Below are 21,078 nucleotides of genomic sequence, written 5' to 3'. Positions count from 1 at the left end.
TAGTAGAAATGAAACAATTTTTACGTTTTGAACAATAATCTTTTGAGCAATCTTCCAATCAATAGTAGTATAATAATGGAAAAATGAACCTTTCAATAATCTATTTCGTCTCGTAATTTGTAGTGAAATAAAGGAGAATTTTATGGAAGATAATCACAATGTGGAGACTAGACAACACCGTAATAAAAAAAGAAAATTGCGGAAGGGTAGGATCTTTTTATTATTTTTGTTTTCGTTTATTTTAGTCGTTAGTGCATTTGCGGTCTACCAATATCGCAGTGGGCTTCAACTAGCAAAACAATCAAAAGAATTGGAAGCACCCATTGAAGAAGAAGTAATCGAATTTGAGGGCGACGAAAAGACAGAGACCATTTCCAATTATTTAATTATTGGGATTGATACAAGGGGAGAGGAACAATCACGTTCTGATACAATGATGGTCCTTTCTTGGAATCGGGATACAAATAGCTTAAAATTGGTCTCCTTTATGCGAGATATCTATGCCGATATACCAGGGTACCAATCGTATAAATTAAACACGGCTTATTATTTAGGCGGCGTCCAATTGTTAAAGGACACGTTAAATACAATGTTTGATATTCCAATTCATCACTATACAATTATTGATTTTAAAAGCTTTGAATCGCTCATCGATATTTTAGCGCCAAACGGGGTTGAAATCGATGTGGAAAAGGATATGTCCGCGTTTATTGATGTGAATTTAACGCAAGGTGTTCATCAATTAGATGGAAAAGAACTATTAGGTTATGCCCGTTTCCGTTATGATGCGAATGGAGACTTTGGACGAGTAGAACGTCAACAAAAAGTAATCGAAGCTTTAAAGGACGAATTATTATCTCCAAAGAACTTACCAAACCTGCCAAAACTAGTAGGGGCGACACAAGGGTACATTACAACAGATTTAACGAAAAAAGAAGAAATAAAAACGGTATTATCTGTAGTGGCTGGAGGGGATGTTGAAATCGAAAAAATGACCATTCCTACTGAAGGGACGTACCAAATCGGACACTATCAGCACGCCGGGGAAGTGTTAGAAATCGATGTAGAAACAAATAAACAACAGCTTCATAATTTTTTACAATTGGAAGAGGAGTAATATTTATTCAATTGGGGGTAATCCGTGATAAAATAGAGATAATTATTAATTTTCATAGTTTGGGCGAGGTGGTTTTTTGGAAAGAGAAAAAGGGTTTGGGGATCGATTGCCCAGTGAAAAGTCGCATCTATTTGCAACACGATTTATCCGTTTTTTAGGCGGGAAAAATTTATTATTTTCGTTAATTTCATTAGTGTTACTCGGGTTAGCGATCTTTATTTTTGAAAAGATTAAGTTTATTTTTTACCCATTGCAAGTTTTGTTTGAAGTAGTTATTTTACCAGGTGTATTGGCCGTCATTGGTTATTACCTGCTTCGCCCATTTATTCGTTTAGCTGAAAAAGGGAAGGGAAAAGGTGTAGTCCCGAGAGGAATCATTATATTAATGCTATACATCATCGTAGCAGCCTTAATCACATTAATTTCGTTACTAGTCTATCCATTTTTACGAGACCAATTTATGAATTTGGTACAAGAATTTCCTGTCTATTTTATGTCTCTAATCGAAAGTATCGTATCCTTCTTAAATAATTCAAAGTTTAATGAATTATTTACAAAGCTAGATTTTGATTACGATAAAGTGTTAACAGATATTACAAATGACCTTGTCTTAACTGTGAAAGATACGTTCGCTAATATCGCTTCCTCTGTCGCTTCAGGGATTACAGGGTTTGTATCAACACTTACAGGAATTTTATTATCTCTTGTAACAGTACCATTCATTTTATTTTACTTATTATATGAAGGTGAAAAATTACCAAAATTCGTCTTACGTATTCTTCCTCCAAAAATGCGTACGGAAGTTGGGCAAGTAATGAAAGAAATGGACAAACAAGTGAGTTCTTACATACAAGGGCAAATTTTAGTCTCTATCTGTATCGGTGCTATGATGACCATTGGATTTGTAATCATTGGCTTAGATTATGCCTTTTTACTAGGATTTTTAGCAATGATTACAAGTGTTGTCCCATATTTAGGACCAGTGATTGCCATTACACCTGCCATCGTTATTGCTATCGTAAGTTCGCCGTTTATGCTAGTGAAACTAATTATTGTTTGGACGATTGTACAATTAGTGGAAGGGAAATTTATTACCCCTAACATTATGGGGAAATCATTATCTGTCCATCCCATTACCATCATTTTCGTCCTCTTAACAGCGGGATCCCTATTTGGTGTTGCAGGGGTTATCCTCGGTATTCCAGGGTATGCCTTATTAAAGGTCATTGTATCCCATTTATACGGTTTAGTGAAAAAACGATACAACCGATTTGAAACAGAAGAAGTAAATAAATATGAGATTTAAATTAAACGGTGGCTGCGGCTGCCGTTTTTTTGGGGGATTTAACAAATGATCATATCGGAGTATACGAATCTAAGAAAAAATTGTACTTTAAAGATAATCCTTGACGAAGAATTCAGACTAGTCTATTATTTTAATTAAATAATCCAAATTAAATAGCAAGCGCAAAATGGGGAACACCACCGAAAGGGTGTTACCCCCTTTTGCGCTTTTTTTGGGTTCATTTGCAAAAAAGGAGGAGAAAAAAGTGAGAGTAAATGGCGTAATAACAACGTTGACACAACATCAAAGCCTTATCGATTACCTACGTCAACAAAACTACGATTTAACGAAAATTGCCGTAGAAAGAAACGGAGAAATTGTACCAAAAGATTTATATCAATCTACCATCCTTGGAGAAAATGATCAGTTAGAAATTGTCCATTTTGTAGGAGGTGGCTGATTGATGAAAGTTACAGTGAATGGAAAACAATATGAGACAGATGCTCAAACTGCTTTTGATATTCGAACTGAACTAGGAAATGGAAGTGATATTGTCATTTTAAACGGATTTCAAATAAGCGAGAACCATCCTATCAAGGAATACGACACGCTAACCATCATTTCAAAAGGTGTTATGCCAGAACAAGAAGAACTTGAAAGTATGATGATGGCAAGACATACACCACATGTTCACAACATGCTGAAACAAGGGAAAGTAGCAATTGCTGGTCTTGGAGGGCTTGGATCAAATATCGCCATCATGCTTACTCGAATCGGTGTTGGGGAGCTATTATTAGTAGACTTTGACATTGTAGAACCAAGTAATTTAAACCGACAAAGCTACTACATACGACATTTAGGAATGCCTAAAACAATCGCTTTAGAAGAACAACTAAAAGAAATTAACCCTTTTATTCAAATCAACACCAAAACCGTTAAAATTACACCAAATAATGTTCGTGAGTTGTTTTGTGACTTTGACATCATTTGTGAGGCATTCGATAAGCCGGATCAAAAAGCAATGCTCGTTAATGCTGCACTAGAACAACTTCCATCCATCAAAATTGTATCAGCCTCTGGAATGGCAGGCTATGAAAGCTCAAATTTAATTCGAACAACAAGGCCCATGAAGCGCTTATATGTATGTGGTGATTTAGAAAATGCAGCAGAAGTTGGGAAAGGTTTAATGGCTCCACGCGTACAAATTTGTGCAGGTCATCAAGCAAATATGGTTTTACGACTATTAGTAGGAACAGAAGACATTTAATGAGGAGAGGATTAAAAAATATGAACGACACACTTACTATCGGCGGACATACGTTTCAATCACGATTCATCTTAGGTTCAGGGAAATTTTCATTAGATCTTATTCAAGCGGTGGTAGAAAACGGCGGTGCTGAAATGATTACCCTTGCTTTACGCCGTGCCAATGTCGGTGGTGCAGAAAATATTCTTGATTATATCCCGAAAAACGTGACACTTTTGCCAAATACATCGGGTGCAAGAACGGCTGAAGAAGCTGTAAGAATTGCACGCTTAGCACGAGAAATTGGCTGTGGCGATTTTATAAAAGTAGAAGTAATCAATGACTCAAAATATTTACTACCCGACAACTATGAAACAGTTAAAGCTACCGAAATATTAGCAAAAGAAGACTTTATCGTTATGCCTTATATGTATCCAGATTTGCAAGTTGCTCGATCACTTGTGAACGCAGGAGCAGCTGCTGTCATGCCACTTGGTTCTCCAATTGGTAGCAACAAAGGACTTCAAACAAAAGACTTTATTCAACTATTAATAGATGAAATTAACCTTCCAATCATCGTGGATGCGGGGATAGGAAGACCATCGCAGGCATGTGAAGCAATGGAAATGGGTGCAGCAGCCGTGATGTGTAATACAGCCATCGCTACTTCTAATGATATTCCTACAATGGCAAAAGCCTTTAAACAAGCGATCGAGGCTGGTCGTGCTGCTTACCTTGCTGGCTTGGGACGTGTCCTACAAACAGCCGAAGCATCCAGTCCACTGACAGGATTTTTGGAGGATTAAAAATGGCGAAAAAAAGAGTCAATCATATGGAGTATTTAGATGGAATGGAAAAGATTCCTTCTGACATCATGGAAAAAGTACTAACGACAGTCGATCAGTACGACTACTTATGTTATACCGCTAAAGATGTGGAAACGGCTTTAGCGAAAGATCAGCTATCACTTCATGATTATGGTGCCTTATTATCACCAGCTGCCCTTCCGTACTTAGAGGAGATGGCTAGACGAGGAAAAAGCAAAACGCAAAAGCACTTTGGCAATTCGATTAGTTTATTTACACCGTTATACATCGCAAATTACTGTGCAAATGAGTGTACGTATTGCGGATTTAAAGCGACAAACAAAATTCATCGTGCGGCTTTATCGCTATCTGAAGCAGAAAAAGAATTAAAAGCCATTCATGAAACAGGGTTAGAAGAAATTTTAATTCTTACAGGGGAATCACGCCATCTATCCGATGTGGATTATATTGGTGAAGTTGTTAAGCTCGCAACAAACTATTTCACGACAGTTGGTATTGAAATATATCCGTTAAATATTGATGAATATGCTTATTTACATCAATGTGGCGCTGATTTTGTATCAGTTTATCAAGAAACGTATAATCCCGAGACATACGAACAGGTTCACCTTTGGGGATCGAAACGCATTTTCCCTTATCGTTTCCATGCACAAGAACGTGCCCTATTAGGGGGGATGCGCGGCGTATCGTTTGGGGCACTTCTTGGGTTAGATGATTTCCGTAAAGATGCATTTGCTGCCGGGTTACACGCACACCTTATTCAACAAAAATACCCGCATGCAGAAATCGGTTTCTCTGTGCCACGTTTGCGTCCTTATATTAACAACAAAGAGAATAACTCGAAGGATGTGCATGAACGTCAACTACTACAAGTAATGCTTGCATACCGATTGTTTATGCCATATGCAGGCATTACGATTTCTACAAGAGAACGTGCTGGATTCCGTGATCATGTAGTAGGACTTGTTGCAACAAAGATGTCAGCAGGTGTTAATGTTGGTGTCGGTGGTCATGAAGAAGAGCAAAAAGGGGATAAGCAATTTGAAATATCGGATGAACGAACGGTTGCTGATATTCACCAAATGCTAATTAATAAAGGGCTACAACCGGTATATTCGGATTATATCCGCCTTTAGGAGTGGGATTATGCTAATTTGTGTCACGAATCGCACACTTTGCCAAGATAATTTTTTAGAACGAATTGAACAAATAGCAAGAAGTAAACCGTATTCAATCATGTTACGAGAAAAGGATTTGAATCTACAAGACTATGAAACATTAGCTAAACTAGTATTCGCGATTTGTGAAAAACATGACGTGCCACTGATCATAAATCAAAATATTACCGTCGCAGAAAAACTAAACGTACCGAACATCCATTTATCCATGCCGAATTTAAGGAAATATAAAGATCGATTGCAGCCATTTCTTCAGATTGGCGCTTCTGTTCATTCGGTGTCGGAAGCTGTAGAAGCTCAAAACTTAGGTGCAACATATGTAGTTGCTGGGCATATATACTCCACCAATAGTAAAAAAGATCTTCCGCCAAGAGGTCTTTGTTTTTTACATGAGGTATGCGAAAAGGTCCAGATTCCCGTTTTTGCAATCGGTGGGATCACAAAGGATAAAGTAAAAGAAATCATGGCAACCGGTGCAAAAGGTTATTGCATAATGTCAGAAGCCATGACATGCTCAAATCTACAAGAATTAACGAAACAGTATTCTGTATAAGGAAAAAAATAAACCGCTTGGATACTAATTTTATCCAGGCGGTTTCTTTCCATTTTAACTATGTAGTCGTAAAGTAGAGACTTATAATAATGCTCATTATATTTAGTATTACGATTAAGTTATCTTGTCTATACTGTTTTTTATAAAAGTTTGACGTACGTTATAGCAATGATGGATTGTTTCATCACCAAATAGATGAGTATCTAGTATCGCATTAACAGAAAAGAAGTGATTGAATTGAAAGCTAATTTAATGCATATGCGCGATAAGCTGAACAATATTAATAAACGAAATCGCTCCATTCGCTTATTGAAAATGTATCAGAAATGGAGTTTTGACCTTGCCTCTATCGATTCGATCAATGGAAAAGAAGATGCCCAATCCATTGTCACGAAAATTATCGAGCAGAAATCAAAAGGGAAGATTGTTTTAGTAAATCCCTCTCTTGATAATGACAAGTCCATGATGTTATCCCAAAAGTTAACGGATCTCTATCGGCAAATTAAAGCAATGGAAGATGAGTCGGGGGTTCATGATTTTTACTTAGGTTATCCGTTTTTATCAGGTGTTCTCTTTGATGGAACCTTTATTCAAGCCCCTCTTTTCTTATACCCAATTCGGTTGGAAAAAGACCAACATGCGATGCAAAATTGGGTGTTACATGTGGAAGAAGAGGAACCACAGTTAAATCGGACACTGTTTTTAGCCTTAAAGAAATTAAATAAAATTGGTTTTTCTGAGGAAATTTTTGAAGAGGCCGTTCCAATTGCCAGTTCCCACGATTTTAATACCATGATTGCTTTTTTAGAAAAATATCAGTTGAAGGTCCAGTTTACTGAGACGGGAATTCGACCATTAAAAGAGTATAAGGCAAGTGATATTCCAGAAGTGGCGAATTTAACGTTAGTAGAAAATGCGGTGATTGGTGATTTTCCTCAAGGTGGTTCTTCGATTGTTCGTGACTATGACGAATTGCTGAACCTATCCGAAAATAGCTCTCTTTCGCTTGTGCAAGACCTAATTCAGCCGAAAGAAAATTCCTCGATTACTGGTGGGCTATTACCAAGTGGCATAGAAGAAGAGGAAAAAACGAGAGAAAAAGAAGCAATCCTGAATCTATTACATACAGATGGTTCACAAGAAGAAATTTTACGAGAGGCGCGTTATCAAAAAGGGTTAGTCGTACACGGACCTCCAGGAACAGGAAAGTCACAAGTCATTGTTAATCTCATCACGGACGCCCTTCATCGAAAGAAAAAGATATTGGTCGTTTGTCAAAAGCGCGCGGCACTCGATGTTGTGTATCAACGGATGAGTAGTTTAGGATTAAGTGACCATGTGGCGCTTGTTCATGATGAAAAAGTGGACCGTAAAGCACTTTACGATAAAATTTCGACGGTTTTAGAGCATAACGAGGTACGGTTTGCAGAATCAGTTGAACAGCTAATGACGGTCACTTCAAGGGTAGAAAATCAAGAGCAACTATTAAATACGATTGCCCAAGCGCTCTATGAAACGCAAGCACATGGATATAAATTATACGAGCTTTACGGTGAATCAAAACCAATAACCGATTCAAGCAAAATAATCGCTTTACACCATGTCATTGACCGATTAACAAAAGAGTCTTTACGTGATATGACAGAAGCGGTGTATACGTATGGAGAGTGGTATGAGCAATTCGGGCAAGAGTCCTATCCACTACGCCACCGAAAAAGCTTTGCTGCATTTGATATGAAAACGAAATTAGTGGCGATTGAAACATTAGAAGCATTAATCGAAAAAGCAAAAAAAGCGACTACGTATATCGAAGCGTTAGATATTGAAAAAATTACGCCTGCGTATACATGGGAAATCCAACATCGTTTAGATAAAATCTATCCAGACCTAGAGGATAGCCAAAAACGCACGCTTCAAGGGTTGCGCCTCTTCTGGTGGACGACGGTGACAGGAAAATCCATTATTGAAGAAGTCACAAACGGAGAGAAGTTTAAAGGAACAAGTTCGACGGAGTGGCTAAAGGTAAAACAATCGTTAAAAATTATGCACGACTTAGGAAAAATAACAAAATCCATGTTGGATGAAATGAAATCCTTAGCTTCTCTGTTAGAAGAGACACACGTGAAAAAATTACAGGACCGTATCGCAGAAGGGGATATGCCAGTAAAAGAATTAGACTTACTTTTAGAGTATCTCCACCGTGATTTTGATGACCTGAAATTAATGGATTTGTTTTGGCAACAAGCAAGCGATGATACAAAGTCTGTCATTACGGCGCTGCAAGAAAAAGAGCCTAACAACGAACAACCACTACCAAAGTTTTGGGTAGATACGTTAAAAAATTCAGCGTTCATTCACTGGATTGATCAAATTGAAGCGAAATATCCGGATGTCCAGAAGATTTCTACAAATGAGTTTGGACGAATCCGTGAATCCTTTGCGAATCTATTAGAAGAAAAGCGACAAGTAGCAGCGGAGTATTTAATGTATGAACTGAAAAACAAAGTAAAGTCGGTTCAACAAACAGAAGAACGGTCCACGAAAGAATTGAAACATCAAACAAGTAAAAAACGAATGATTTGGCCACTGCGTAAACTCGTCAATAATTTTGCGGCAAAAGGACTGGTGGACATTTTACCCGTGTGGCTTGCTTCACCAGAAATGGTCTCGTCCATTTTCCCGTTAAGAGAAGGGTTGTTTGATCTCGTGATTTTTGATGAAGCTTCCCAGTTAACCGTTGAAAGTGCTTTACCTTCCATATTTCGAGGAAAACAAATTGTGATCGCGGGTGATGAAAAGCAGCTCCCACCGTCCAATTTATTCCGCGCAGGCTATGCGGACGAAGAAGACGAGGAAGAAATGGAATTTGATACGGACGAATCGGTTAGCTTACTGAATTTAGCAAAGCGACGTTTTCCAGAAAAGATTTTGCAATGGCATTATCGTTCCAAATATGAAGAGCTCATTAATTTTTCCAATCATGCTTTTTATAACGGCTATGTTCAAATCGCACCCAATGTGACACCATTTAAAAAACCACCTGCCTTGATGTGGAAACGGGTAGATGGAAGATGGATCAATCAATCGAATGAAATCGAAGCGATCGAAGTTGTCAACCAGTTAAAGGAGACACTTCAACAACAATCCGGTAAGACGATTGGAATCATTACGTTTAATGCCAAACAACAGGCGAAAATTTTAGATGTCATTGATCGTGTTACAGCAGAAGATGAAGCATTTCGAGTGATGTATAACGAATTAATGTCCCGCGATCTAGATGAACGCCTCTTTGTGAAAAATATCGAAAACGTACAAGGAGACGAACGCGATATTATCATTTTCTCCATTGCGTATGCCAAAAACGAGGAAGGGAAAGTGTACAATCGATTCGGCTTACTCAATCAAAAAGGTGGCGAAAATCGATTAAATGTCGCGGTCAGTCGTGCAAAAGAGGGTATTATTGTTGTTTCAAGTATTGAACCAGAAGAACTTAATGTGGCCAACGCATCCGAGCGCGGCCCCAAGCTATTAAAATCGTATTTAAAATATGCAAGAGCGGTTTCGGGCGGAAGAGAAGACGAAATTAATGCCGTCATTGCAGAAATTAATGAAAATGTAAATACCCATGTCGTTCAACAATCATTGCATTTTGATTCCCCATTTGAAGAGCAAGTATACGCGCAATTACGTCATTTGGGCTATGAACTGACGACACAAGTAGGTATGTCTGGCTATCGAATTGATATGGCTGTTGTTCATCCAAATGATCGTTCCAGATATATCCTCGGCATTGAGTGTGACGGGGCGATGTATCACAGTTCCCCAAGTGCAAGAGAACGCGATGTGTACCGCCAACGCTATTTAGAATCAAGAGGCTGGACGATTGAACGCATTTGGAGCCGAAACTGGTGGAAAGATCCAAGTAGTGAACTAGAGCGAATTGATCGTCGAATTAAAGAGTTGGTGAAGAAAGAACAGGTGAGGGAAGTGATAGAGGGGGATTAATTCAAATATCAGGAGGGAAAGACGTGTTAGGTTGGAGTTGCAGCTGACACGTCTTTTTCTAAAAAGTTAAACGGATTCCATAGTTGTTGAGCTTCTATGTTCTATGTGAGATTCGGCAAGAGTTCGACCATTACGTATTTGCACTTGTTCAACAACGTAATGAACAGCTTCCACAACCAGTTCCGGGCGCGGCATTTGTAGGCTGTGTCCTTTCCGATCACTTGTCTTATGAATACTGTTGGTTGAACGGGAGGCAAGTTCTTGTTGCATCTCTGTCCAGTGAGCACCGAATCCGGGGTTGTTCACAACAGCGATGGGCAAGTCGCCAAACGGAGATTTTGTCGTACAGTTTTCTAATTGCTTCGCTGCTTCCGCCAAATGTGTCATAGCCTCTTTAAACTCAGCTCCGGCAGCACTTCTAGCAAAGATTTGATACACAATGCCCTTCCATTGTTTGTACTCTTCGGGACTAAGTTGCTGCTCATAGTAGGCGCGTTCATGGGCAAACATCGGAATCATTCCCGTTACGTTGCCAAGAAATCGGGGAATGCCAAAAGGAGACAGTACTCTTAGAACTTTGAGCATTACGCCAATTGCAGCAAACCCTCGCTTAAACTTCAAATCTTCATTTAAAAACTCGTGTGTCGAGTCTAGGAAAACGAAGCCAGCTATCTTGTTTGGGTATTTCAAAGCATATAGCCGCGCAATGATTCCACCAAGGGAATGACCAACAAGAATGTAGGGTCCCGCGTTTCCAGTCTTGTTTAGCAAATTGTTCAGTTCTTGGACCGTATGATTAGGCGTTGGGGCAGGACCAGCATCACTAGAACCCATGCCTACGCGATCATATGTGATAACGCGTCCAAATTTCGCTAATTCATTGCGAATATGTATCCATGAATACGAACTGTCACCAGCACCATGAATGAGAACAATGGTAGGTTCACCCTGACCATGTTCAGTTACATGTAGACGATAACCACCAACATCAATCATTTTACCCGTAATGGGAGTTTTGGTATCAATCCGTCGAGAAAGCTGTTCATACACAAATCCTAGCAACAGCAAAACCAATACTGTAATAACAACTAGCATCTTCGCACCTCCTAATATAATACTATTACTTTAAAGCTAAATATAGCATTGGAGAAAACCACTCACAACCATTTTTGAGGTAATTTGGGTTATTGTTAAAATCCTTTGTTTAAGAAGAACCATAAAATAACCTGGCTCACCATTTGGAAACCAGGTTTATATGTATTTTAAGAATGCTTTCGAATTAGAATAAGATTACCCCCGAGCTCGTTTAATGCGATTGCTACTAGTATAATTACGATGCCAATCCATTGTAGAGGGGTTACGGTTTCTGACAAAATTACATTGGCAGAGACGATTGCAATAGGTAATTCAATAGAAGTTAAAACATTCGAAGCAAAAAAGCCCCTATTAATATTAAAATAAATGAAATAACAGCTCCGATAAAAGCCGTATAAAAAATATCGAGTGAATAATAAATTTAAACGATATGATGTAGTTGTAAAGGAGGGAAATGAATGCTACAACAATTCAATCATTTGATGGATTACATTGAAACCCATTTAACAGAAGACATTTCTGGAAACGATATATCTAAAATTGTAGGGCTATCCGATTATCATTTCAAAAGAATGTTTTCGTATATGGCTGGAATGTCATTGAACGAGTATATCAAAAATAGAAGATTGTCCGTGGCAAATGCGGAATTAGTATACGGCGCAAAGGTTACAGATATTGCTTATAAATATGGTTATCAATCAATAGAAGGATTTTCAAGAGCTTTTCGCGAGTGGAGTGGGTTTTTACCTTCAGAAGTAGCGAAAAACAAAATTCAAAAATCATTTCCTAAATATACATTCTTTATCGATATAAGAGGGGGAAAATCCATGGAATTTAAAATCGAAAAGAAAGAAAAGTTTAATATAGTAGGGGTATCGAAAAGGGTGCCCATTCAATTTGAAGGTGAAAATAATGCCATTATAGAACTAGCCCAGACCATTACTGAACAACAAAGAAGTGAAATGCATCAATTAGCGGATTTAGATCCTCATCAAGTGTTGAATGTATCGTATGATTTTGATGATGGATTTTTAGAGGAAAAAGGCTATTTAACACACATGATTGGCTTTGCAACGACAAAAGAAAATCCATTCGATGATTTAGAGCAAATTACGATTGAAGAGAGCTTATGGGCAATCTTCCCTAATCAAGGGCCCTTTCCTGCGACAATGCAAGAAACTACCGCAAAAATATATTCCGAATGGCTACCTTCTTCCCATTATGAAGTAGCAGATTTACCTGGGATTTCTTTTACAAAATACACTGGCACATCCGAAAATGTCTATAGCGAAATTTGGATGCCAGTAAAGAAAAAAGCTAACAAAATTGAATGACTATTATAGGTATATCAATCCGAGGGCTCCCGGTATTTTTTCCGGCATGTCTTCGGATTTTTTATTTTTCCATTTATTAGGGAACTATAACAGCATAAATAACATATTATCCGACACTTAATATTAATATTTTAAATTAACCCCTAGCTTTTAAGGAAAATAGAACAAAACCCGACTATAATCAACATAAAAAAGTCGGGATGTTTAAAAAAGGCACTCAACTTCAGAAAAAAAGTAAGGGAACATAGAAAAAGAACAAGAAGAACTAACTATAGCTGAATATAAACCGGCCTGTACTTACGATTCAAAAGGTCATGTCTTTTATATTTTAAGAATATAATTAGACTAAATGTACAGTTCCTGGCATAAATCGAAGCTACTTTCGACATTTCAAGAAGTATTTAAAAATGATGCGAAGGAGTGTAAATTTGCCGATTTTAAATTCCAAATATGCATTTTTAGAAGCTGATTATACTAATCCTAACTTGACTCAAGTAAAAACAGTAATTACAGAGTCTTCAAATAAGTTCCCCCAACAAAGTGAGTTTAAAAAAGAAGGTAGCATAACAAAAACTAATTTCCCGCCAACTATGTTATTGAACGTAAACTGGCTAGTAGCATGGCTTATTGCGTTACCTGTAGATATTTATTGTATTGCAATTATTGTGATGTTTGGTGGAGTTAAATTTTAAAAACAAGCAATAATTCCATAACTTACCTCGTTTAATAATTAAACTTTAAAGTAAACTATAAACACTGATAAATCATTCATAATTTATTAGTAATTACTCATATAGGAGGCAATCAATATGACAAACAACAATAGCGGTAATCGTAATAAACTAGCTGTTCCTGGTGCTGAACAGGCATTAGATCAAATGAAATATGAAATTGCATCTGAATTTGGAGTACAACTTGGAGGAGAAACTTCTTCTCGCGCAAATGGTTCAGTAGGTGGGGAAATCACAAAGCGTCTTGTTCAAATGGCGGAAAGTCAGCTGCGCGGGCGTAATTCATAAACCTACAAGTAATAGCCAATAAAAAATTATATTATTAGTTAAGATTTCAATGAAGCTCACATTGATAAATGCGAATTTATAAATATGTTGAATACAAATAAGAAGGAACTCTTAGATCCGAGCAGATCTTAGAGTTCCTTTTTGTTGGAAAAGAAATATAATGTATCAAATTAGAGGGAGCTAATTTTAAAAAAATATTTCTTCTATAAATATAGTAAAAAGTTAAGGTTGTGTTCGTAATTACATGAGTTTCTTCTATTATATAGTAAAAAATTACAAAGCTTCTATTTTCTTAATTACTCTTCATCCATAAATGGATAGGCAATATCTGTAGTTGGTGCAAAGTTTTCTTTGATGACACGTGGAGTTGTCCAACGAATCATGTTGAATACGGAACCTGCTTTATCATTTGTACCAGAACCGCGTGATCCACCAAATGGTTGTTGGTTAATCATTGCACCAGTTGGCTTGTCATTAATATAGAAGTTTCCAGCTGCACCAGATAAGCGATTTTCTAAGTGAAGAATTGCTTGGCGATCTTGTGCAAAAATAGCACCTGTTAATGCGTACATAGACGCTGTATCGACTGCTTTTAATGTTTCTTCTAATTGATTATTTTCATAGACATAGATTGTTAACACTGGTCCAAAGATTTCTTCTACCATTGTTTTAAAGTTTGGATTCGTTGTGACAATAATTGTTGGTTGAATGAAGTAGCCAACAGAATCATCATACGTCCCACCAACAATAATCTCTGCTTCTTCTGAAGCTTTTGCATACTCAATATACTCTGTAATTGTTTCAAAGGCTGCTCGGTCAATGACTGCACCCATAAAGTTACGGAAGTCACGAACATCGCCAACTCTAAGCTTTGCAGTTTTCTCTACTAAACCTTCCTTTACTTCTTCCCATAGACTAGCTGGGATATAAGCACGTGAAGCAGCTGAACATTTTTGACCTTGGTATTCAAACGCACCACGAACAAGGTTAGCGACTACTTTGTCTGCTTGTGCAGATTCGTGTGCAAATACAAAGTCTTTTCCACCTGTTTCCCCAACTAAACGAGGATATGAAGTATAGTTGGCAATGTTTTCTCCAACTGTTTTCCAAATCGTTTGGAATGTAGCTGTAGAACCAGTGAAATGGAAGCCAGACATACGTGGGTCTGTTAATACGATTTCGGATACTTGTGCGCCACGAGAAGGTACAAAGTTAATCACACCTTTTGGTAATCCAGCTTCTTCTAAAATACGCATAAAATAATAGTTTGCTAGTAATGAAGTTGTTGCAGGTTTCCATACGACTACATTTCCCATCATGGCTGGAGCGGCTGGTAAATTTCCACCAATCGCTGTGAAGTTGAATGGAGAAATGGCTAATACAAATCCATCCAATGGACGGTAATCTGTACGGTTCCAAACATTCTTCATGCTTGCTGGTTGAATGGAATACACTTGGTTCGCATAATCAACGCCAAAACGTAAGAAGTCCACTAATTCTTGTGCAGAATCGATTTCAGCTTGAATAGCTGTTTTAGATTGTCCGAGCATTGTCGCAGCATTCATAACATCACGGTATGGACCAGAGATTAAATCAGCAGCTTTTAAGAAAATCGCTGCACGGTGTTCCCATGGCATATTTGCCCATGCTTCTTTCGCAGCCATTGCCGCTTCAATCGCATCACGTAATTCTTGTTCGCCAGCTTGCGAATAGTTTGCTAAAACATGTTGATGGTCATGTGGCATTACCACTTGCTTCACTGTATCTGTTGTTATATTTTGACCATTGATAATCACAGGGATCTCCACTACAATTTCAGATTGGCGTTGTAATTCAGCTTTTAATGTTTCTCTTTCCTTTGTTCCTGGAGCATAAGTATTACCTGGCTCGTTTGTAGGTGTTGGGATTTTAAAAATTCCGTTAGTCATACTTTCACTTTCCTTCCTGTTATTTAAGTATTCCATCATTTTGATCAATAATTGACCTACGATTTCAAAGTATAATATACGATTCATAATTGAATAAGTGCAAAATGATTATGCACTTATGTTATTGTTTATATTAATTATGATGCAATATTTCTTGGCACTTTGCAATAGTGAAAATAAAAATTATCTAAATACCTTAACATGGTAAACTTGTAGTAAGAGATCGGTATAGGGGGATCCAAATGCAACACGATACTTTACTTGATATTTATAAATTTATTGTTGAAAAAGGAGATAATGGAATCTGCGTAGTTGATACCACGGGAAAACTCATTATTTATAATAAAAAAATGCGTGAATTACAAGGTATTAGTGACGAAGAATTTGAGAAAAGAAGGGCTTTGGAGATTGTTGGATTTAATATGGAGAAAGGGGGCTTATTAAGAGTTTTACAAGATGAAAGGTCTATTTTGAATGAAAAAAAGACTTTTTGGAATGAAAAGGGACAAGAAGTAACTTTAATTAGTAATATTTATCCGCTGTATAGTCAAGAAGAATTAGTTGGTGCAGTAGAATTCGCTCGAGACATTACACAACAAGAATTTATGATGTATCAACCACTTAGACGATACAATGAACCTCTAACATTTGAAATTATCACGGCTGTATCCGCTGTTATGAAAAAAGTTATTGAAAAGGCAAAGGTTGTTGCCTATAGTAGAATGCCTGTCATCCTAGTTGGTGAATCGGGAACAGGGATCGATATGATTGCAGAAGGTATTCATCATGAACTAAAAGAAAAAAATGATATGTTTGTCACACTCATTTGTAGGCGTGACGAGAAAACGGTTCTAAATCAGTTAGAAAAGTACGTTGTTGAAAAACAAAATATTACTTTTTTTGCGGAACGAATTGAATATTTATCTATGGAGGCCCAAGAGAAGATTGTGAAATTGCTCGAGACTAGTACAGAACATCATCATGTATTTATAGCGAGTGTAGGTGAGGATCCTATTGATTTAATCCAAAAAGGCCAACTATCAAAGAAACTTTATCGCCTATTTTCAGATATCTCTATTTATGTTCCAGCACTACGTAATCGAAAAGAAGATATTATGCCATTCGTTGAAGATTACTTTAAACGTCATCGGGAAAGTTATGGATCCGTGATTAAGGGATTAGCAGATGATGTGAAGGATATATTTTTAAATTACAATTGGCCAGGTAATTTAAAGGAGTTAGAGGTAGTGTTAGACGATATTAGTTCGTTAATAACCAATGAAATTTTCGTTGAAGCTCATATGTTGCCGGCTCATTTCAAGTGGAAAATACAAAATATTGAGTCGCCAAAGAATGAAGAAATGACACAAAGCGATATATTTGTTGTCATGAATAAAAATGATTTGAGGCCATTAGATGTTTATATGAGTGAGGTTGAAGATTACTACATCTCAAGAGCTTTAGATCTTTTCGAGGGCAATGTTTCGAAAACTGCATCTGCACTCGGAATTCGTCGACAAAGTTTACAATACAGAATCAAAAAATACACAGAATCAAAAATTGCTACTTACGAACGTGAGGAATAAAAAAAGTCGATTTGTATCACACACATATCTTTTGATGTGATGTGACAAATCGACTTTTCATTATTTATTTTAAAAAATATGGTTTTATTTTGCCTTCACTTTTTTAGATAAACGACCTAACACAAAACCTGTTGTTGCAAGAACAATAGCAGTATTCGTCTTTTTAGTAAATACTTGCTTTGTAACAAGTGATAGGTTTTGAGGACGTTCTGCAAGTCTTCTCATAAAATACCCATACCAATCTTTTCCAAATGGCAAATATGTACAGAAGTTATAGCCTTCTTTTGCAAGATCGTATTGCATATCTTTGCGGAAGCCATAGAGCATTTGGAATTCAAACTTTTCGTTCGGGATATTATGTTTTTTAACAAAAGCTTTTACATGATTAATAACATTATGGTCATGTGTAGCGATAGAAGTAAATTTACCGTTTAGTAAATGATACTCAATTAATTTAATATAGTTTTTATCGATCTCTGACTTTGATTGATAAGCTACATCCTCAGGTTCTTTATAAGCGCCTTTTACAATACGTAATCTAAAATCTTTGTATTTCTCAATATTCTCTTCTGATTCGAAAAAGTATGCTTGAATAACCGTACCAATGTTATCAAATTCTTGATTCAGTTGTTCTAGTAACTCAAATGAGCTGTGTAGACGCTTGTAATCTTCCATATCAAAATTCACAAAGATGTTATATTGATGAGCAAGTGCAACAATTTCTCTTAAATTTTCTTTGCAGAAATCGTAATCAATATCTAAGCCTAATTGTGAAGGTTTTAGTGAAATATGTGCATCTAATTTTTCATCATGAATGGCTTGAATTACTTCCAAAATTTTATCCTTAGCTGCAGTAGCTTCAGATTTTTCAAAAACAAATTCTCCTAGATTATCGACCGTGCAAGAAATATTGTGTTTGTTAAGTTCTTTAATAGACTTTACTGTTTCTTCGATACTCACGCCAGCAACTACACTTTGTGCCCCAAGTCTAAGTCCATATTTTTGAGCTGCAGAATTTAATAAACGGTTTTCTGAAAGGTAAATAAAAAAGTCTTTTAATGTCATAAAATTATTCCTCCGTATTGAAAAATTATTTTCGACGGCGATTATATCACTTTTCAGAAAAATAAAACCACTCTTTTTTTTTCAAAAAAAAAATTATAAAACAAAAAATTCTACAAAAATACTTGATATTACTGAGTTTTTAAAGGTTTAAAAAATTTATTGTTATGAGTATTCAGAAAAAAAGGTCTTTTAAACTTTCAATTTTTAATTTATGTTATAGTCTATAGATTTTGAAATTCTCTATCTTAGGGGTTCAAATGGGTGATTGTAAGTATGAAATGAAACTATTGATACACATAAGATAGGTGAAGTACTTGAATTTAGGAAGGAGTAATTCATTTCATAAAATTATTTTAAAATATTTTACAACAGGGGGAGAAAGAAATGTCAGATTATTCATTTCAGTTGTTGGCAATTGTCATTTATATGCTTGCAATGATTATTATTGGTTGGTATGCATATAAAAGAACGACAAATTTAAATGATTACATGCTAGGCGGACGTGATTTGGGACCAGCCGTTACAGCATTAAGTGCTGGGGCAGCGGACATGTCTGGATGGTTATTGATGGGTCTACCTGGTGCGATCTATGCAGCAGGAATTGTTGAGGCATGGATCGCAATCGGTTTAACAGTAGGGGCATGGTTAAACTGGTTATTAGTAGCTCCGCGTTTACGTGTTTATACACAAGTATCAAAAAACTCTATTACAATTCCAAGTTTTCTAGATAACCGTTTACGAGATAATACGAAATTAATACGAATCGTTTCGGGAATTGTTATTCTAGTATTCTTTACGTTCTATGTATCGTCAGGTATGGTTTCGGGTGGTAAATTCTTTGAAAGTTCATTCGGATTTGATTATCATACAGGCTTACTACTTGTAGCAGTCGTTACAGTTGGTTATACATTATTTGGTGGTTTCCTTGCCGTTAGTTACACCGACTTCTTGCAAGGGTTAATTATGTTCTTAGCTTTAGTACTGGTTCCTGCTATTGGTATCTTCTTCACTGGTGGTATTGGGGAAACAATTGATTCAATAAAAGCAGTAAGTCCAGAGCACTTTAGCTTATTCGCTTCAACAGCTACAGTTGCGGGTGTCGTATCATCTGTAGCGTGGGGTCTGGGTTATTTTGGACAACCTCATATCATTGTACGTTTTATGGCGATTAAATCTGTTAAAGAAACAAAGCAAGCACGTCGCATTGGTATTGGCTGGATGATTTTAAGTTTAGTGGGTGCAATGGGTACAGCTTTAGTTGGTTTAGCATATTTCCAACAATCAGGTGAAACGATTAAAGACCCAGAAACAATCTTTATTGTAATGGGGCAAATTTTATTCCACCCATTCATTGCAGGGATTATGTTAGCGGCTATTTTAGCGGCAGTAATGAGTACGATTTCTTCTCAGTTAATCGTTACATCATCCGCATTAATAGAAGATATGTACAAAGCGTTATTTAAAAAAGATGCATCAGATAAACATTATGTAATGGCTGGACGTCTTGCGGTTCTAGTTGTAGCAGTGATTGCAGCAATTTTAGGATGGAACCCAAATAGTTCGATTTTAGATTTAGTTGGATTTGCATGGGCTGGATTTGGTGCAGCTTTTGGACCAACAATTTTACTTGCATTATACTGGAGAAAGTTAACAAATGTTGGTGCTCTTACAGGGATGATTGCAGGTGCTGTACTAGCATTTATTTGGGGACAAAGTGAAACATTGTCAGGTATGTTATATGAAATCGTTCCTGGTTTCTTAATTAACTTAATCATTACAGTTGTAGTAAGTTTAATTACATTCAAACCAAATAAAGAAATTGAACAAGAGTTTAATGAAACATTAGAACTTTTAAAATCCGATAAAGAGTAGAGATCCATCAATAAAACGGATGTAATTCATTAATTAAAGTATATAGAAATAATTTAATTATTTATGAATGTTAATAAGTTCTAAGTACCTTTTGAAGAGGTTTTAAAAAAGAAGCAGCTTAATCCCTGATTAAGTTGTTTCTTTTTTTAATAATAAAAAAATAATTTGAGGAAAACTTCGCAAAATAAGTTATAGACATGCACGGGAGGTCGTCAGGTGGAAGTTATTTTATATATTGCAGTACTGATTGTAGCAATTGGAATTTTAATTTTATGTGTTAGTCTAGGAATGACGCTGTTCTCATTAAAAAATACTTTAAATAGTATTGCAGGGACAGTTGCTGGAATTGAAGAACAAATGCAAGGTATTACTCGTGAAACAACTACTCTATTAGAAAAAATAAATATATTAGCAGAAGATATCGGACAAAAAATTGAAAAATTAAACTCTGTTGTAAATGCTGTTAAAAATATAGGGGATTCTGTAAATGGATTAAATCATTCAATTAAACAAATTACAAATTCTGTTGCTTCTGAAGTAGATAAAAATAGAGAAAAAATCGCTCAATTCACTCAATGGGGGAATGTAATTATGGAAATGGGTGAGAAATGGAAGCAACGTAAAATAAATTAGATAGATGTGTGGGTAGTAGAAGAAGCGATTAAGAGTACATCGAGATTTAGAATACTACGTGAATAATGAAATTGCATCTGAATTTGGAGTACACCTTGGTGGGGAAGCATCTGCAAGGGCGACTGGTTCAGTAGGTGACGAAATTATGGAGGATAAGGATTAATTACTAAGCCCTTCAACGAAGAAGAGCTTTATATGTAGCAATGGGCATGATAGCCTCGTTTGGCTAAGCAAGCCTTATTTAGCAGGCTTCTTGGCACAGCGAATTATGCCCATCGAGGCTCCAGGTCAAGCAACTTATGCGCCCATTATGCTTTAAGAGAGCGATCTAACCA

General features: G+C 36.6%; 17 protein-coding genes and 1 pseudogene. 15 read left to right on the top strand and 3 right to left on the bottom strand.

Annotated elements, in window-relative coordinates; all coding sequences use genetic code 11:
* Window positions 1-142 precede the first annotated feature (142 nt).
* The 8 genes from EK386_RS07555 (at window position 143) to EK386_RS07520 (ending at window position 10,211) form a co-directional block, all read left to right on the top strand.
* Window positions 143-1,117, top strand: a complete 975-nt coding sequence (locus EK386_RS07555) for an LCP family protein (protein ID WP_126658533.1) — start codon at window positions 143-145, stop codon at window positions 1,115-1,117.
* Window positions 1,118-1,193: 76 nt separating this feature from the next.
* Complete coding sequence (locus tag EK386_RS07550; protein WP_246027613.1) at window positions 1,194-2,423, top strand: AI-2E family transporter; 1,230 nt, start codon at window positions 1,194-1,196, stop codon at window positions 2,421-2,423.
* Window positions 2,424-2,667: 244 nt separating this feature from the next.
* Entirely contained in the window at window positions 2,668-2,862 is a 195-nt protein-coding gene (gene thiS, locus EK386_RS07545; RefSeq protein ID WP_218939069.1) for a sulfur carrier protein ThiS, read from the top strand.
* A 3-nt stretch (window positions 2,863-2,865) separates the two neighbouring features.
* Window positions 2,866-3,669 (top strand): sulfur carrier protein ThiS adenylyltransferase ThiF, encoded by an 804-nt coding sequence (gene thiF / locus EK386_RS07540; RefSeq protein ID WP_126658654.1) that lies wholly within the window; start codon window positions 2,866-2,868, stop codon window positions 3,667-3,669.
* Window positions 3,670-3,689: 20 nt separating this feature from the next.
* Window positions 3,690-4,454 carry a thiazole synthase gene (locus tag EK386_RS07535; protein ID WP_126658529.1) on the top strand — a complete coding sequence of 255 codons (765 nt, stop codon included), beginning with the start codon at window positions 3,690-3,692 and terminating at the stop codon, window positions 4,452-4,454.
* 2 nt (window positions 4,455-4,456) lie between these two features.
* Window positions 4,457-5,611, top strand: coding sequence for a 2-iminoacetate synthase ThiH (gene thiH / locus EK386_RS07530; protein ID WP_126658527.1), 1,155 nt, complete (start codon window positions 4,457-4,459; stop codon window positions 5,609-5,611).
* Between the two features lie 10 nt (window positions 5,612-5,621).
* Entirely contained in the window at window positions 5,622-6,206 is a 585-nt protein-coding gene (locus tag EK386_RS07525; RefSeq protein ID WP_126658525.1) for a thiamine phosphate synthase, read from the top strand.
* Window positions 6,207-6,443: 237 nt separating this feature from the next.
* Window positions 6,444-10,211 carry a PDDEXK-like endonuclease domain-containing protein gene (locus tag EK386_RS07520; protein WP_126658523.1) on the top strand — a complete coding sequence of 1,256 codons (3,768 nt, stop codon included), beginning with the start codon at window positions 6,444-6,446 and terminating at the stop codon, window positions 10,209-10,211.
* A 66-nt stretch (window positions 10,212-10,277) separates the two neighbouring features.
* On the opposite strand, the gene EK386_RS07515 is transcribed toward EK386_RS07520, so the two are convergent.
* Window positions 10,278-11,306 carry an alpha/beta fold hydrolase gene (locus EK386_RS07515; RefSeq protein WP_126658521.1) on the bottom strand — a complete coding sequence of 343 codons (1,029 nt, stop codon included), beginning with the start codon at window positions 11,304-11,306 and terminating at the stop codon, window positions 10,278-10,280.
* Window positions 11,307-11,764: 458 nt separating this feature from the next.
* Here EK386_RS07515 and EK386_RS07505 point away from each other — a divergent pair, with 458 nt between their 5' ends.
* The 3 genes from EK386_RS07505 to EK386_RS07495 all read left to right on the top strand — a co-directional run bounded on the left by EK386_RS07505 (window position 11,765) and on the right by EK386_RS07495 (window position 13,659).
* On the top strand, window positions 11,765-12,640 hold the full coding sequence (locus EK386_RS07505; protein ID WP_126658520.1) for an AraC family transcriptional regulator: 876 nt from the start codon (window positions 11,765-11,767) through the stop codon (window positions 12,638-12,640).
* Between the two features lie 428 nt (window positions 12,641-13,068).
* Window positions 13,069-13,332 (top strand): hypothetical protein, encoded by a 264-nt coding sequence (locus EK386_RS07500; protein ID WP_126658518.1) that lies wholly within the window; start codon window positions 13,069-13,071, stop codon window positions 13,330-13,332.
* Window positions 13,333-13,449: 117 nt separating this feature from the next.
* Window positions 13,450-13,659, top strand: coding sequence for an alpha/beta-type small acid-soluble spore protein (locus tag EK386_RS07495; RefSeq protein ID WP_126658516.1), 210 nt, complete (start codon window positions 13,450-13,452; stop codon window positions 13,657-13,659).
* A 296-nt stretch (window positions 13,660-13,955) separates the two neighbouring features.
* On the opposite strand, the gene pruA is transcribed toward EK386_RS07495, so the two are convergent.
* Window positions 13,956-15,587 (bottom strand): L-glutamate gamma-semialdehyde dehydrogenase, encoded by a 1,632-nt coding sequence (pruA, locus tag EK386_RS07490; RefSeq protein WP_126658514.1) that lies wholly within the window; start codon window positions 15,585-15,587, stop codon window positions 13,956-13,958.
* A 242-nt stretch (window positions 15,588-15,829) separates the two neighbouring features.
* Between pruA and EK386_RS07485 the strand changes: the two genes are divergently transcribed.
* Window positions 15,830-17,173 carry an AAA-type ATPase lid domain-containing protein gene (locus EK386_RS07485; protein WP_126658512.1) on the top strand — a complete coding sequence of 448 codons (1,344 nt, stop codon included), beginning with the start codon at window positions 15,830-15,832 and terminating at the stop codon, window positions 17,171-17,173.
* A gap of 84 nt (window positions 17,174-17,257) precedes the next feature.
* On the opposite strand, the gene EK386_RS07480 is transcribed toward EK386_RS07485, so the two are convergent.
* A complete protein-coding gene (locus EK386_RS07480; RefSeq protein ID WP_126658510.1) occupies window positions 17,258-18,238 on the bottom strand; it encodes a proline dehydrogenase family protein in 981 nt (326 codons plus the stop codon).
* A gap of 384 nt (window positions 18,239-18,622) precedes the next feature.
* Here EK386_RS07480 and putP point away from each other — a divergent pair, with 384 nt between their 5' ends.
* The 3 genes and pseudogenes from putP to EK386_RS20825 form a co-directional block, all read left to right on the top strand.
* The gene (putP, locus tag EK386_RS07475) at window positions 18,623-20,110 is read left to right on the top strand and encodes a sodium/proline symporter PutP (protein WP_126658508.1); all 1,488 of its coding nucleotides are present in this window, start codon (window positions 18,623-18,625) and stop codon (window positions 20,108-20,110) included.
* A gap of 216 nt (window positions 20,111-20,326) precedes the next feature.
* Window positions 20,327-20,743, top strand: coding sequence for a DUF948 domain-containing protein (locus EK386_RS07470; protein WP_126658506.1), 417 nt, complete (start codon window positions 20,327-20,329; stop codon window positions 20,741-20,743).
* A 67-nt stretch (window positions 20,744-20,810) separates the two neighbouring features.
* Window positions 20,811-20,906: pseudogene (locus EK386_RS20825) on the top strand (alpha/beta-type small acid-soluble spore protein); the annotation flags it as partial.
* Window positions 20,907-21,078: the final 172 nt, after the last annotated feature.

Origin of the sequence: Lysinibacillus antri (assembly GCF_003977595.1) — a bacterium.
Lineage (GTDB): Bacteria > Bacillota > Bacilli > Bacillales_A > Planococcaceae > Ureibacillus > Ureibacillus antri.
This window is presented reverse-complemented; position numbering and strand designations above follow the sequence as displayed.

Coding starts and splice junctions, on each gene's coding strand:
- EK386_RS07555 (WP_126658533.1), top strand. CDS start 143: ATGGAAGATAATCACAATGTGGAGACTAGACAACACCGTAATAAAAAA.
- thiF (WP_126658654.1), top strand. CDS start 2,866: ATGAAAGTTACAGTGAATGGAAAACAATATGAGACAGATGCTCAAACT.
- EK386_RS07535 (WP_126658529.1), top strand. CDS start 3,690: ATGAACGACACACTTACTATCGGCGGACATACGTTTCAATCACGATTC.
- thiH (WP_126658527.1), top strand. CDS start 4,457: ATGGCGAAAAAAAGAGTCAATCATATGGAGTATTTAGATGGAATGGAA.
- EK386_RS07525 (WP_126658525.1), top strand. CDS start 5,622: ATGCTAATTTGTGTCACGAATCGCACACTTTGCCAAGATAATTTTTTA.
- EK386_RS07515 (WP_126658521.1), bottom strand. CDS start 11,306: ATGCTAGTTGTTATTACAGTATTGGTTTTGCTGTTGCTAGGATTTGTG.
- EK386_RS07505 (WP_126658520.1), top strand. CDS start 11,765: ATGCTACAACAATTCAATCATTTGATGGATTACATTGAAACCCATTTA.
- EK386_RS07495 (WP_126658516.1), top strand. CDS start 13,450: ATGACAAACAACAATAGCGGTAATCGTAATAAACTAGCTGTTCCTGGT.
- pruA (WP_126658514.1), bottom strand. CDS start 15,587: ATGACTAACGGAATTTTTAAAATCCCAACACCTACAAACGAGCCAGGT.
- EK386_RS07485 (WP_126658512.1), top strand. CDS start 15,830: ATGCAACACGATACTTTACTTGATATTTATAAATTTATTGTTGAAAAA.
- EK386_RS07480 (WP_126658510.1), bottom strand. CDS start 18,238: ATGACATTAAAAGACTTTTTTATTTACCTTTCAGAAAACCGTTTATTA.
- putP (WP_126658508.1), top strand. CDS start 18,623: ATGTCAGATTATTCATTTCAGTTGTTGGCAATTGTCATTTATATGCTT.